This window comes from Arenimonas sp., from assembly GCF_022842045.1.
Taxonomy (GTDB): Bacteria; Pseudomonadota; Gammaproteobacteria; order Xanthomonadales; family Xanthomonadaceae; genus Arenimonas.
In genome coordinates this window covers 1-13,614 of sequence record NZ_JALHQI010000014.1, presented here as the reverse complement: position 1 = coordinate 13,614, position 13,614 = coordinate 1, and the positions used below count along the sequence as shown (strand labels likewise).

The following is a 13,614-nucleotide window of genomic DNA, read 5'->3' as shown; positions in this document are numbered from 1 at the left end:
GGTTCATTTGGTTTTGGCTTCGGCGGCGCCGAGGAGGTCTACCAGGCGGGCGAGGGCGGTGCGGTCCTCGGCGCTGAGGTTCGACAGCAGGCGGCGTTCGTAGGCTAGCGCGGCGGGGGCGACTTCGGCGTAGACGCGCTGGCCCTCCTCGGAGAGCTCGAGCACGGAGCGGCGGCGGTCGGCGCCGTGGGTGTCGCGGGTGATGCGGCCGGCGGCGAGCAGGCTCGCCACGGCGCGGCTCACCGCGACCTTGTCCATCGCCGTGCGCTCGGCCAGCTCGCTCGCCGACAGGCCCGGGTAGCGGCCCAGGACCGCCAGCAGCCGCCATTCCGTCACGCCCAGGTCGAAGCGCTCGGCGTACAGCCGGGCGATGTCCTGGCTGATGCGGTTCGACAGCACGGAGAGCCGGTAGGGCAGGAAATGTTCGAGGTCCAGGATGTCCCGATCGGGCATTGCGGCACTGCGCCTTGAAAATGGTTGCAAATGAAACTATAACGACAGCCTTCCCCATGCAAGCCGCCCCCACCGGAGGACCGCCATGAGCGCCCAGCCCCAGACCCACGCCCCGAACCTCGGCATGAAGCCGACCACCTTCGAGAACCCGATGGGCATCGACGGCTTCGAGTTCGTCGAATTCGCCGTGCCGGCGGGCAGCCCCATGGACCTGCACGCGATGTTCCGCGCCATGGGCTTCCGCGCCACCCTGCGCCACAAGACCCGCAAGATCACCGTTTACCGCCAGGGCGGCGTCAACTTCCTGGTGAACGAGGACCCGGACAGCTTCGCCGCCGACTTCGCCGCCCAGCACGGCCCCTGCGCCTGCGGCTTCGCGATCCGCTTCACCCAGCCGGTGGCCAAGGTCTTTGAAACGGTGAAGGGCAACGGCGGCGAAGCCATCGACCACAAGCCCGGCACCGGCGCCATCGACGTGCCGGCGGTGAAGGGCATCGGCGACTGCATGCTCTACCTGGTGCCCTCGGGCCAGGACGCCTACGCCGCCGACTACGAGCTGATCCCGGGCGCCGACGCCAACCCGGCGGGCTTTGGCTTGACCTTCATCGACCACCTCACGCACAACCTCTACTTCGGCAACATGCAGAAGTGGAGCGACTACTACGAGCGCCTGTTCAACTTCCGCGAGATCCGCTACTTCGACATCAAGGGCGTCAAGACCGGCCTGGTGTCCAAGGCCATGACCGCGCCGGACGGCATCGTGCGCATCCCGCTCAACGAGTCCAACGACCCGAAGTCGCAGATCAACGAATATCTCGACGCCTACAAGGGCGAGGGCATCCAGCACATCGCTTGCTTCACCGACGACATCTACACGACGGTGGAAGCGATGCGCGCGCAGGGCGTGCAGTTCCTGGACACGCCCGACACCTACTTCGACGTGATCGACCAGCGCGTGCCCGACCACGGCGAGGACGTGCCGCGCCTGCGCGCCAACAAGATCCTGATCGACGCCGACCCGGAGACCAAGCAGCGCAAGCTGCTGCAGATCTTCACCCAGAACGCGATCGGCCCGATCTTCTTCGAGATCATCCAGCGCAAGGGCAACGAGGGCTTCGGCGAGGGCAATTTCCAAGCCCTGTTCGAATCCATCGAGCGCGACCAGATGCGCCGCGGCGTGCTTTGAGTTGCCGCGTACATCCGCTCTGATCCGCGTACAAACCCTTGCCCCACGGAAGCGCCCACATGTCACTGCAATACCAGAGTGGTTTCGGGAACGAGTTTGCGACGGAGGCGTTGCCGGGGGCGCTGCCGGTGGGGCGGAATTCGCCGCAGCGGGCGCCTTACGGGCTGTATGCCGAGCAGGTGTCGGGCACCGCGTTCACGGCGCCGCGGCACAGCAACCGGCGCAGCTGGCTGTATCGCATCCGGCCGGCCGCCGGGCACGGCGCGTTCAGCGCGCTGGCGCATCCGAGCTTCCACAATGACTTCGGCCACGGGCCGGTGACGCCCGAGCAGCTGCGCTGGAGCCCGCTGCCGATGCCGGCCGCGCCCACCGACTGGCTCGACGGCCTGTTCACCATGGCCGGCAACGGCGGCCCCTCGGCCGGCGGCATGGGCGTGCACGTGTACGCGGCCAACAAGGACATGGACGGCCGCTATTTCTACAACGCCGACGGCGAGCTGCTGGTGGTGCCGCAGCAGGGCCGCCTGCGCATCGCCACCGAGCTGGGCGTGCTGGAAGTCGAGCCGCAGGAGATCGCGCTGATCCCGCGCGGCCTGCGCTTCACCGTGTCGCTGCCCGATGGCGCGGCGCGCGGCTATGTGTGCGAGAACTTCGGCGCCATGTTCAAGCTGCCCGACCTCGGCCCGATCGGCAGCAACGGCCTGGCCAACCCGCGCGACTTCCTCACGCCGGTGGCCGCCTACGAAGACCGCGACGGCCGCTTCGAGCTGGTCGCCAAGTTCCAGGGCGGCCTGTGGCGCGCCGGCATCGACCACAGCCCGCTTGACGTGGTGGCCTGGCATGGCAACTACGCGCCCAGCAAGTACGACCTGCGCCGCTTCAACACCATCGGCTCGATCAGCTACGACCACCCGGACCCGTCGATCTTTCTGGTGCTGCATTCGCCCAGCGACAGCGAGGGCGTGAGCAACATCGACTTCGTGATCTTCCCGCCGCGCTGGCTGGTGGCCCAGGACACCTTCCGGCCGCCCTGGTTCCACCGCAACATCGCCAGCGAGTTCATGGGCCTGGTGCACGGCGCCTACGACGCCAAGGCCGAGGGCTTCGTGCCGGGTGGCGCCTCGCTGCACAACAGCATGAGCGCGCACGGCCCCGACGCCGCCACGTTCGAGAAAGCCACGAATGCCGACCTCTCGAAGCCCGACGTCATCCGCGACACGATGGCCTTCATGTTCGAGTCCCGGAACGTGATCCGCCCCGCCGCCCAGGCGCTGGACGCGGGCCACCGCCAGGCCGACTATCTGCAGTGCTGGCAAGGTTTGGCCCGCCATTTCACACCGGAGAAGCGCTGATGGTCCGCAGGTTCGTCGTTGTCGCCCTTGTCCTGTTGGCCACGGCCTGCCGCGCCCCCGAGCCGGCTGCTCCCGCCACCGAGGCCGCGCCCGCCACCGAGGCGGCGCCGGCACCGCCGCCGGTGGCCCACGACCCCGCCGTCTTCCGCTACGAAGGCTTCGGCCCGGCGGAGTTCGGCGGCGACGAAGAGCAGGTCCGCATGTCCTGGGGCCGGCCGCTGGTGGCCGGCGTGCCGGCGAACGGCGCCACCTGCTACTTCCTGACCATGGATCCGCTGCCGGCCTCGGGCTATGGCGTGCGCTTCATGTTCGAGGACGGCGGCTTCCGCCGCTACGACGTCGACAGCCCGCGTCACGTGGCGCCGGGCGACCTGGTCGTCGGCGACAGCGCCGACGCGGTGCTGGCGAAGTTCGAGGGCCGCGTCGAATCGCAGCCGCACAAATACGTCGACGGCGGCCGCACCCTGGTGGTGACGCCCGAATCCGGCGGCGACGCGCGGCTGGTGTTCGAAACGGACCCACAGGGCCGGGTCACGGCCTGGCGCATCGGCCTGCTGCCGCAGGTGCTCTACGTCGAAGGCTGCGGCTGACATCCCCATTGCACGAACTGGACTGACATGAAACTTGGATCCCTGAAGGAAGGCGGCCGCGACGGCACGCTGGTGGTGGTGTCGAAGGACCTGTCGCGCGCGGTGCGCGTGCCCGGCATCGCGCCGACGCTGCAGCGCGCGCTGGAAGACTGGTCGAATGCGGCGCCGCGCCTCAACGGCGTGTACGAGGCGCTGGAGGGCAGCCGGGCCGAGACCATCAACGGCGAGCCGGTGTTCGCCGTGGACTTCACGGCGTTCGCATCGCCGCTGCCGCGCGCCTACGAATTCGTCGACGGCAGCGCCTACCTGCCGCACGTGGCGCGGGTGCGCAAGGCCCGCGGCGCCGAGGTGCCGGAAAGCTTCTACACCGATCCGCTGATGTACCAGGCGGTCAGCGCCGGCTTCTACGGCCCGCGCGACCCGGTGCTGGTGGCCGACGAGGCCTACGGCATCGACCTCGAGGCCGAGGTGGTAGTCGTCACCGACGACGTGCCGCAGGGCGCGTCGCCGGCCGAGGCCGCGGGGCACATCCAGCTCGTCGGCCTGGTCAACGACGTCTCGCTGCGCAACCTGATCCCGGGCGAGCTGGCCAAGGGCTTCGGCTTCCTGCAGTCCAAGCCGCGCTCGGCGCTGAGCCCGGTGTTCGTGACCCCGGACGAGCTGGGCGAGGCCTGGCAGGGCAACAAGCTGCACCGGCCGCTGCTCACGCACATCAACGGCAAGTGGTTCGGCGCGCCCGAGGCGGGCGTGGACATGCAGTTCGACTTCAGCCAGCTGGTGGCGCACGCGGCCAAGACCCGCCCGCTGTCGGCCGGCACCATCGTCGGTTCCGGCACGGTGGCCAACGAGGACACCTCGCTGGGCGCCAGCTGTTTCGCCGAGCAGCGCACGGTCGAGGCCCTGCGCGACGGCAAGCCCAGCACCCCCTTCATGTCCTTCGGCGACACCGTCCGCATCGAGATGCTCGACGCCGCCGGCGCCTCGATCTTCGGCGCCATCGAGCAGCGCATCGCCAGGGCCTGACCCCCCTGTAGGAGGGATTGAAGTCCCTCCTACAGGGTCTCCCACAACCGCCGGGGGCGGGGGTATGCTGAGCGAACAAGACCCGGCGCCAGCCGGGCCGCGGCAAACGGGAAGGGGACGGTCGCATGAGCGCGGGAATCATCCGGCTTTATTCGTACTGGCGTTCCAGCGCCGCCTACCGCGTGCGCATCGCGCTCAACCTCAAGGGCCTGCCCTTCGAGACCATGCCGGTGCACCTGCTGCAGGACGGCGGGCAGCAGCACACGCCCGAGTTCAACGACCTCAACCCGCAGGAGTTGGTGCCGGTGCTGATGCATGGCAACCGCATCCTGCGCCAGTCGATGTCCATCATCGAATACCTCGACGAGACCTGGCCGACCCCGCCGCTGCTGCCCGCCACCGCGCGCGATCGCCAGCGCGTGCGCGCCATCGCCCAGATGATCGCGTGCGACATCCACCCGCTGAACAACCTGCGGGTGCTGCAGTTCATGGACAAGACCTGGAACGTGCCCCAGGCCGAGCGCGACACCTGGACCCGGCACTGGATCAAGGTCGGCCTGGACGCGGTGGAGGACACGCTGTGCGACAACCCGTCCACCGGCGATTTCTGCGACGGCGAGCAGCCGACCCTGGCCGACTGCTGCCTCGTGCCGCAGGTGTTCAACGCCGAACGCTTCGGCGTGGACATGGCGCCCTATCGCACCATCCGCCGGATCGTGCAGAACTGCCTGGCCATGGATGAATTCAAGGACGCGCGGCCGGAAAACCAGCCCGACGCGCCGGCGCCGGGCGGCAACTAGTCGCGAAGGGAGGCGCCGGGCGGCCAGCGGCCGCCGCGGCGGGCCGGCTCAGTAGCCGGCGGAGGCGTTCTCGCTGCCCGGGCCACCGCCGCCGTACATGTCGGCGTACGGGTCGTGCTCGCCGGTCGCGCCTTCGGAGAGGCGGATCTTCAGGGCCAGGCCATCGCGCGAGTCGGCCTTGCGCAGCGCCTCCTCCAGCTCGACCTTGCCTTCCTTGTACATGCGGAACAGGGCCTGGTCGAAGGTCTGCATGCCCGCTTCCAGCGACTTGTCCATCGCGTCCTTGATCTCGTGCACCTCGCCGCGGCGGATGAGGTCGCGGATCATCGGCGTGTTGATCAGGATCTCGGCCGCCGGCAGGCGCTTGCCGTCCTTGCCCACCACCAGGCGCTGGCTGATGATCGCCTTGAGGTTCAGCGCCAGGTTCATCAGCACGTTCTTGTGCGCCGACTCCGGGAAGAAGTTCAGGATGCGGTCCAGCGTCTGGTCGGCGTTGTTCGAGTGCAGGGTCGCCATGCACAGGTGGCCGGTCTCGGCGAAGGCGATGGCCGATTCCATGGTGGTGGCGTCAAGGATCTCGCCGATCAGGATCACGTCCGGCGCCTCGCGCATGGCGTTCTTGAGCGCGTTGTGGAAGGCGTGGGTGTCCAGGCCGACCTCGCGCTGGTTCACGATCGACTTCTTGTGCTTGTGCAGGAACTCGATCGGGTCCTCGATGGTGAGGATGTGGCCGGTGTTGTTGGCGTTGCGGTGGTCGATCATTGCCGCGAGCGTGGTGGACTTGCCCGAGCCGGTGGAACCGACCACCAGGACCAGGCCGCGCTGCTCCATCACGATGTCCTTGAGCACCGGCGGCAGCTTGAGCTGGTCGATGCTGGGGATCTCGGACTTGATGGCGCGGATGACCATTCCGACTTCGCCCCGCTGCTTGAACACGTTGACGCGGAAGCGCCCGGTGTCCTTCACGGCGATGGCCATGTTGTACTCGAGGTCGCGCTCGAACGCGGGCACCTGGCCCTCGTCCATCAGCGAATAGGCGATCTTCTTGACCATGCCGGCCGGCAGGCCGGTGTTGCCGAGGGGGTAGAGCTTGCCCTCGACCTTGATGTAGACGGGCGCGCCGGTGGTCAGGAACATGTCCGACGCGTTCTTTTCCGTCATCAGCTTCAGGAAATAGCCGATGTCCATGTGCGTATCCTTGGGTTCCCCGTTCCTAACCGTTGGGCGGGCCCCGGACGGCTACAATGGCCTGCGTCCCTTTGCCCACCTGCGAGATCGCCTTATGACATTATCCTCGCTAAAAATCCATCTCGCCCTCGCGCTGGTGCTGATTGCGCCAAGCTCCGTGGCCCTCGCCCAGGACAGCGCCGAGCTGCTGGCCGCCGAAGCCGCGGTCGCTTCTGCCGAGCGTGCCCAGCCGCGCGGCGACGCCGCTGGCCTGCTCGACGACGCCCGCGCGCAGCTGAGGGCGGCCCGCGATGCGCAGGTTCGCCGCAAGCGCCAGGACGCCCTGCACCTGGCCCAGTCCGCCGAAGCCACCGCCGACCTGGCGCGCGCCCGCGCCGCGCTCGACGCAGCCCGCGCCGAGGTCGAAAGCAAGTCGGCCCGCAACGCCGACCTGCGCCGCCGCCTGTTGGTCAACGGAGGACGCCGCTGATGCGCCGGTTCCTGGTTCCCTTGCTCCTGGCCGCGCTGTTCGCCGCGCCCGCCGCCGTGAACGCGCAGTCCGCCGCCGACCACGAGCAGGCCGTCGCCCGCCTGATGGCCGACCTGCGCAGCCTTGAATCCGACCCCTCGCTGGCCGACCTCGCGGGCCTGGAGCGCCTGAAGGCCCGCCAGGCCGTGGCCGCGGCGCAGGAGGCCAAGCGCCGCGACCGCGAGCACAGCGTGCGCATCGCCGGCCTGCGCATCGCCGCCGCCCGCGCCGCGGCCGAGGCCGACCTGCTGGCCAGCCAGTCGCAGCAGCTCGACCGCGAGCGCGACCAAATCATGCTCGAGGCCAGCCAGCGCGAGGCCGAGCAGGCCCGCCGCGAGACCGAGCGCCTGCGCCTGCAGAGCCTGGCCCGCGAGGAAGCGATCCAGCGCGAACTCGAGGCCACCGCGGCCGCCCAGACCATCGCGCTGGAAGCCGCCGAAGCCGAGACGGCCCAGGCCCGCAAGCTCGCCCAGGCCCGCGCCCGCGAGGCCGAGCTGGCCCGCAAGGAGGCCGAGCTGGCCGCGGCGGTTGCCGGTGGCGACATCACCGACGCGCCGGCACCGCCGTCGCGCCGGGAGGGCGGCCGCACCATCTACACGCTGGCCGGCAACGCCTTCGGTAGCGGCAGCGCCAGCCTCACTGCGTCGGCCCAGGCCAGCCTGCGCACGCTCGCGCACGCGCTGCCCGCCGGCGGCGCGATCCGCATCGAGGGCCACACCGACAGCCAGGGCGCGGACGCTGCGAACCTGGCGCTGTCCAAGCGGCGCGCCGATGCAGTGAAGCGCGCGCTCGAGGAGGCCGGCGTGTCCGGCAGCCGCCTCAGCGCCAGCGGCAAGGGCGAGGCCAGCCCGGTGGCCGACAACGCCAGCGCCGACGGCCGCGCACGCAACCGGCGGGTCGAGATCATCGTGGAATAACCGAAGGATCAATCACTTGGCGCATTCAGCGAAGTCTTCACATTCACTAAGTGATTGAATCCAAAGGCTCCGGCCAGGGATGCGGAAGCCCCCGTTCAGCGGGGGCTTTCCTTTTTCGCTCAAAGGCTTATCGAAAGGCTTGCGACCCCGAAAACGGGGGAGTAGGTTCAAAGTCCCGGCGGCCCCACGTCGCCGGGACTACCGAGCCAGGCCGATGAAAGCAGACCTCGCCCCCGCCGAGCGCACGACTCCCCACGATGGGGTGCGTCGGTCGCTCGGGGGCGCCGCCCGCGAAAGCGACCTGACCTTTGTCTCAATCCGCCACGCCTCGTCCTTCGCCGGCCGGGGCGTTCGCGTTTCTGGAGGAGGTCAATCCGATGTTTGAAGGGCAATCGCAAAGCGAACTTGATGCGCTCATGAAGAGCGACCCGGAATTCCGCCAGCTCTACCACCGGCACCGCGAGCTGGACAAGCAGGTGCTGGACGCCGAGCTGGGCGTGCTCCCGCTCGACGACACCACGCTGGGGCGCATGAAGAAGGAAAAGCTCAACGCCAAGGACCGGCTGACCCGCATGTTCGCCACGCGACGACACTGAGTTCCCGCTGCGGCGGCGGCGGCCCACCTCGTCGGGTCGCCGCCGCCCGCATTTACCCCCGGCTCCCTCCCGCGCGCACCCCGCCGGAAGGCCTGCGGGCGCAGGGCAGGGCAGGGTCCCGGGCTGCTAGAATCAGCGGCCGGCGCTCCCGCCGCATGCCCCTGATTCCCATGACGGTCCAGCACAGCGTCCTCCAACTGATCGGCGATACCCCGATCGTCAAGGCCCGCCATCTCGATGCCGGCCCCTGTGAGCTGTACCTCAAGCTCGAGTGCATGAATCCGGGCGGCTCGATCAAGGACCGCATCGGCCTGAAGATGATCGAGGCGGCGGAAGCCCGCGGCGACCTCGCCCCCGGCGCCACCCTGGTCGAAGGCACCGCCGGCAACACCGGCATCGGGCTGGCCCTGGTCGCCCAGCAAAAGGGCTACAAGCTGCTGCTGGTGGTCCCGGACAAGATGAGCCGGGAAAAGATCTTCAACCTGCGCGCCATGGGCGCCGAGGTCATCCTCACCCGCTCGGACGTGGCCAAGGGCCATCCCGAGTACTACCAGGACATGGCCGAGCGCATCGCCCGCGAGACCCCGGGCGGCTATTTCATCAACCAGTTCGGCAACCCGGACAACCCGGCGGCGCACGAGGAAGGCACCGGCCCCGAGATCTGGCGCCAGATGGACGGCGACATGGACGCCATCGTCTTCGGCTGCGGCAGCTCGGGCACCATGACCGGCCTGTCGCGCTTCTTCGCCAAGGCCGCGCCGCACGTCGAGCTGGTGCTGGCCGATCCGGTCGGCTCGATCCTCACCCAGTACATCAACGAGGGCGTGCTCAGCACCAAGTCGGGCAGCTGGCTGGTGGAAGGCATCGGCGAGGATTTCCTGCCGTCGATCTCCGACTTCTCGCGGGTGAAGAAGGCCTACGCCATCACCGACAAGGAAAGCTTCCTCGCCGGCCGCGAGCTGCTGATGAAGGAAGGCGTGCTCGGCGGCAGCTCCAGCGGCACCCTGCTGGCGGCGGCGCTGAAGTACTGCAAGGAGCAGACCACGCCGAAGAAGGTGGTGGTGTTTGTCTGCGACACCGGCAACAAATACCTCTCGAAGATGTACAACGACTACTGGATGCTCGACAACGGCTTCCTCGAGCGCCCGGCGCATGGCGACCTGCGCGACCTGATCCTGCGCCCCTACGCCCAGCGCGACACGGTGGTGGTCTCGCCCGCCGACACGCTGCAGGTGGCCTACCAGCGCATGAAGATGTACGACGTCTCGCAGCTGCCGGTGATGGACGGCGACGCCATCGTCGGCATCGTCGATGAGTCCGACGTGCTGATGCACGTGTTCGGCCGCGACGAGAAGTTCAAGGAACCGGTGGCCACGGCCATGGTGCGCAAGCTCGACAAGCTCGACGTCACCTCGCCGATGGCGGCGCTGCTGCCGGTGTTCGACCGCGGCCACGTCGCGATCGTGATGGACGACCAGAAGTTCCTGGGCCTGATCACCCGCATCGACCTGCTCAACTACCTGCGCCGCCGCGCGCAATAACCCGATTCCCAAGGACGCCAAGCCCCCCATGAGCGACCCCAAGCCCACCGGCCTCGGCACCCGCGCCATCCACGCCGGCCAGTCGCCCGACCCCAGCACCGGCGCGGTGATGACGCCGATCTACGCTACCTCGACCTACGTGCAGGCCAGCCCCGGCGTGCACCAGGGCTTCGAGTACTCGCGCAGCCACAACCCGACGCGCTTCGCCTACGAGGCCTGCGTGGCCTCGCTGGAAGGCGGCACCCGCGGCTACGCCTTCGCCTCCGGGCTGGCGGCCACGTCCACCGTGCTCGAGATGCTCGACAGCGGCGACCACGTGGTCTGCATGGACGACGTCTACGGCGGCACCTACCGCCTGTTCGAGCGCGTGCGCCGGCGCAGCGCCGGGCTCGACTTCAGTTTCGTCGACCTCGACGACCTGGCCGCGGTGGAAGCCGCCATCACGCCGAAGACCAAGCTGATCTGGTGCGAGACCCCGACCAACCCGATGCTCAAGCTGGTCGACATCGCCCGGCTGGCCGAGTTCGCCCGCAAGCGTGGCCTCTGGCTGGCGGTCGACAACACCTTCAGCTCGCCGATCCTGCAGCGCCCGCTCGAGCTGGGCGCGCACCTGGTGATGCACTCGGCCACCAAGTACCTCAACGGCCACTCCGACATGGTCGGCGGCATGGTGGTGGTGGGCGACGACGCCGCCCTCGCCGAGAAGATGACCTTCCTGCAGAACGCGGTGGGCGGCATCCAGGGCCCGTTCGACAGCTTCCTGGCCCTGCGCGGGCTCAAGACCCTGCACCTGCGCATGAAGGCGCACTGCGACAACGCGATGGCGCTGGCCACCTGGCTTGAGTCGCACCCGGCCATCGACAAGGTGATCTACCCGGGCCTGGCCTCGCACCCGCAGCACGCGCTGGCCAAGCGCCAGATGCACGGCTTCGGCGGCATGATCTCGGTGTACGTCAAGGGCGGCGGCGACGCCGCGCGCCGGTTCATGGAGCGCTGCAAGCTGTTCGCCCTGGCCGAGTCGCTGGGCGGCGTGGAGAGCCTGGTCAACCACCCGGCCATCATGACCCACGCCTCGGTGCCGCCCGAGCGCCGCGCGGCGCTGGGCATCACCGACAACCTGGTGCGCCTGAGCGTCGGCGTCGAGGACCTGGAAGACCTGCGCGCGGAACTGGACGCCGCCCTGCGCGGCTGACCGGCGATGAACCCGCACTCCAAGCACGCCACCTCCCTGGCGTCGGCCGCGCGGTCGTTGGCGTCGCACGCGCGCCTGCTGCGCGACCTCACCTGGCGCGAGATCAGCGGGCGCTACCGCGGGTCGGTGCTGGGCATCACCTGGTCCGTGCTGACGCCGCTGATGATGCTGGCGGTGTACACCTTCGTGTTCTCGGTGGTGTTCGGCGCGCGCTGGTCGGCGTCGGTGGTGCCGGGCGGCAAGTTCGACTTCGCGCTGTTCGTGTTCGTCGGCGTGCTGCTGCACGCGATCGTGGCCGAGGCCATCACCCGCGCGCCGGGGCTGGTGCTGGGCAACGCCAACTACGTCAAGAAGGTGATCTTCCCGCTCGAGCTGCTGCCGGCGACGGTGGTGGGCGCCGCGGCCTTCCACTCGCTGGTGGCGCTGGCGATCCTGCTGGCGGGCGTGGTGCTGCTGGGCGGTGGCCTGCACTGGACGGTGCTGTGGATGCCTGCGTTGATGCTGCCGCTGATCCTGCTTGCGCTGGGCCTGGCCTGGGGCCTGGCGGCGCTGGGCGTATTCCTGCGCGACACCGGCCAGGTCACCGGCGTGCTGGCGACCGTGCTGATGTTCATGGCGCCGGTGTTCTACCCGGTGTCGGCGCTGCCCGAGGGCCTGCGCGACTGGCTGTACCTCAACCCGCTGACTTTCGTGATCGAGCAGGCGCGCGAGGTCATCTTCGCGGGACACGGGCCGGACCTGGCCCTGCTGGCCCTGTTCTGGGCCGTGGCCCTGGCCGTCGCACAGGCCGGGTTCTGGTTCTTCCAGAAATCCCGCAGCGGGTTCGCCGATGTCCTCTGACCCGCGCATCGAGACCGAGCCGGCGATCCTGGTCGATGGCGTGGCCAAGTGCTACCAGATCTACGCCCGGCCGCAGGACCGCCTGCGGCAGGCTGTGCTGCCGCGCCTGCGCCGTTACCTGGGCTTCGCGCCGAAGCAGTACTTCAGCGAATTTTGGGCGCTGCGCGACGTCGACTTCCGGATCGACCGCGGCGAGACGGTCGCCATCATCGGCAAGAACGGCTCCGGCAAGTCGACCCTGCTGCAGGTGATCTGCGGCACGCTGACGCCCACCGCCGGCGATGTCCGCGTCCATGGCCGCATTGCCGCGCTGCTGGAGTTGGGCAGCGGCTTCAATCCCGAGTTCACCGGCCGCGAGAATGTCTACCTCAACGGTTCGGTGCTGGGGCTGACGCGCGCGCAGGTGGACGAACGCTTCGAGGCCATCGCCGCCTTCGCCGACATCGGCGGGTTCATCGACCAGCCGGTCAAGACCTATTCCAGCGGCATGTACGTGCGACTCGCCTTCGCGGTGATCGCCAACGTGGACGCCGACGTGCTGGTGGTGGACGAGGCGCTGGCGGTCGGCGACGTGTTCTTCGCGCAGAAGTGCATGCGTTTCCTGCGCCGGTTCCAGGAGGACGGCGGCACCCTGGTGTTCGTCAGCCACAGCTCGGCCGCGGTGGTGAACCTGTGCCGGCGCGCGATCTGGCTCGAGCAGGGCCGGGTGGTGATGGATGGTCCGGCCAAGGACGTGTCCGAGGCCTACCACGCCAAGTCCTACGGCATGGACGTGGCGGCGCGCGCGGCCGACGACGACGCCGGCCACGAGGACGTGGCGGTCGAGGAGATCACCGATGCCAGCCGCATGAAGGTGTTCCGGTTCAATCCGGGCGCCGCGGCCTTTGGCGACGGGCGCGCGCGGGTCACTTCGGTGGCGCTGCTGGCCGCCGACGGCCGGCGCCTGGCGCAGGTCGAGGGCGGCGAGACGGTCCGGCTCCGGGTCGAGGCCGTGGCGCAGGACGACCTCCTCAGCCCGGTCGTCGGCTTCATCCTCAAGGACCACCTCGGCCAGCACCTGTTCGGCACCAACACCTACCTCAGCGGGCGCGGCCCGCGGCCGCCCGCGGCGGCCGGCCAGCAGCTGCGCGCCGAGTTCGCCTTCCGGATGCCCTGGCTGCCGGTGGGAAAGTACAGCTTCGATGTCGCCCTCGCGGACGGCACCCACGCCGAGCACGTCCAGGCCGCCTGGGTCTTCGACGGGCTGGTGGTCGAGTCGGTCGCCAGCTCGGTGGTCACGGGCCTGGTAGGCCTGCCTTATCATTCGGTGACGTTGGTCTCGGGGGACGCCGACGGATCCGGGACCCGGAGCAGTTGATGCACAAGAGTTCCTACCAGCACATGCAGCGCCTGGTCTCGACCCACCTCGCCCCCGGCAGCACGCTGAAG

14 protein-coding genes are annotated in these 13,614 nt (G+C 69.2%); 12 read left to right on the top strand and 2 right to left on the bottom strand.

Features of this window, described 5'->3' with window-relative positions; all coding sequences use genetic code 11:
* Positions 1–3: 3 nt before the first annotated feature.
* On the bottom strand, positions 4–453 hold the full coding sequence (locus tag Q0C12_RS04965) for a MarR family transcriptional regulator (protein WP_290887015.1): 450 nt from the start codon (positions 451–453) through the stop codon (positions 4–6).
* Between the two features lie 85 nt (positions 454–538).
* Between Q0C12_RS04965 and hppD the strand changes: the two genes are divergently transcribed.
* The 5 genes from hppD (at position 539) to maiA (ending at position 5,404) form a co-directional block, all read left to right on the top strand.
* Positions 539–1,639: a 4-hydroxyphenylpyruvate dioxygenase gene (hppD, locus tag Q0C12_RS04960; RefSeq protein WP_290887013.1), complete on the top strand. Its 1,101-nt coding sequence runs from the start codon at positions 539–541 to the stop codon at positions 1,637–1,639.
* Between the two features lie 59 nt (positions 1,640–1,698).
* A complete protein-coding gene (hmgA, locus tag Q0C12_RS04955) occupies positions 1,699–2,991 on the top strand; it encodes a homogentisate 1,2-dioxygenase (RefSeq protein ID WP_290887010.1) in 1,293 nt (430 codons plus the stop codon).
* The gene (locus Q0C12_RS04950; protein WP_290887007.1) at positions 2,991–3,581 is read left to right on the top strand and encodes a lectin; all 591 of its coding nucleotides are present in this window, start codon (positions 2,991–2,993) and stop codon (positions 3,579–3,581) included. Before hmgA ends, Q0C12_RS04950 begins: the two co-directional genes overlap by 1 nt.
* 27 nt (positions 3,582–3,608) lie before the next feature.
* A complete protein-coding gene (locus Q0C12_RS04945; RefSeq protein ID WP_290887004.1) occupies positions 3,609–4,604 on the top strand; it encodes a fumarylacetoacetate hydrolase family protein in 996 nt (331 codons plus the stop codon).
* A 125-nt stretch (positions 4,605–4,729) separates the two neighbouring features.
* On the top strand, positions 4,730–5,404 hold the full coding sequence (gene maiA, locus Q0C12_RS04940) for a maleylacetoacetate isomerase (RefSeq protein WP_290887001.1): 675 nt from the start codon (positions 4,730–4,732) through the stop codon (positions 5,402–5,404).
* A gap of 48 nt (positions 5,405–5,452) precedes the next feature.
* Here the strand turns inward: maiA and Q0C12_RS04935 are convergent, their stop codons facing one another.
* Entirely contained in the window at positions 5,453–6,592 is a 1,140-nt protein-coding gene (locus Q0C12_RS04935; RefSeq protein WP_290886998.1) for a PilT/PilU family type 4a pilus ATPase, read from the bottom strand.
* A gap of 94 nt (positions 6,593–6,686) precedes the next feature.
* Between Q0C12_RS04935 and Q0C12_RS04930 the strand changes: the two genes are divergently transcribed.
* The 7 genes from Q0C12_RS04930 to Q0C12_RS04900 all read left to right on the top strand — a co-directional run bounded on the left by Q0C12_RS04930 (position 6,687) and on the right by Q0C12_RS04900 (position 13,543).
* Positions 6,687–7,061, top strand: coding sequence for a DUF4398 domain-containing protein (locus Q0C12_RS04930; protein WP_290886995.1), 375 nt, complete (start codon positions 6,687–6,689; stop codon positions 7,059–7,061).
* Positions 7,061–8,017: an OmpA family protein gene (locus Q0C12_RS04925; RefSeq protein ID WP_290886993.1), complete on the top strand. Its 957-nt coding sequence runs from the start codon at positions 7,061–7,063 to the stop codon at positions 8,015–8,017. The genes Q0C12_RS04930 and Q0C12_RS04925 overlap by 1 nt, the downstream gene beginning before the upstream one ends.
* Positions 8,018–8,394: 377 nt before the next feature.
* Entirely contained in the window at positions 8,395–8,613 is a 219-nt protein-coding gene (locus tag Q0C12_RS04920; protein WP_290886990.1) for a YdcH family protein, read from the top strand.
* A 170-nt stretch (positions 8,614–8,783) separates the two neighbouring features.
* Entirely contained in the window at positions 8,784–10,154 is a 1,371-nt protein-coding gene (locus Q0C12_RS04915) for a pyridoxal-phosphate dependent enzyme (protein ID WP_290887081.1), read from the top strand.
* A gap of 28 nt (positions 10,155–10,182) precedes the next feature.
* Positions 10,183–11,346, top strand: coding sequence for a cystathionine gamma-synthase (locus Q0C12_RS04910; protein ID WP_290886988.1), 1,164 nt, complete (start codon positions 10,183–10,185; stop codon positions 11,344–11,346).
* Positions 11,347–11,352: 6 nt separating this feature from the next.
* Positions 11,353–12,186: an ABC transporter permease gene (locus Q0C12_RS04905; protein ID WP_290886986.1), complete on the top strand. Its 834-nt coding sequence runs from the start codon at positions 11,353–11,355 to the stop codon at positions 12,184–12,186.
* The gene (locus tag Q0C12_RS04900) at positions 12,176–13,543 is read left to right on the top strand and encodes an ABC transporter ATP-binding protein (protein ID WP_290886983.1); all 1,368 of its coding nucleotides are present in this window, start codon (positions 12,176–12,178) and stop codon (positions 13,541–13,543) included. The genes Q0C12_RS04905 and Q0C12_RS04900 overlap by 11 nt, the downstream gene beginning before the upstream one ends.
* The last annotated feature ends 71 nt before the right edge of the window (positions 13,544–13,614 follow it).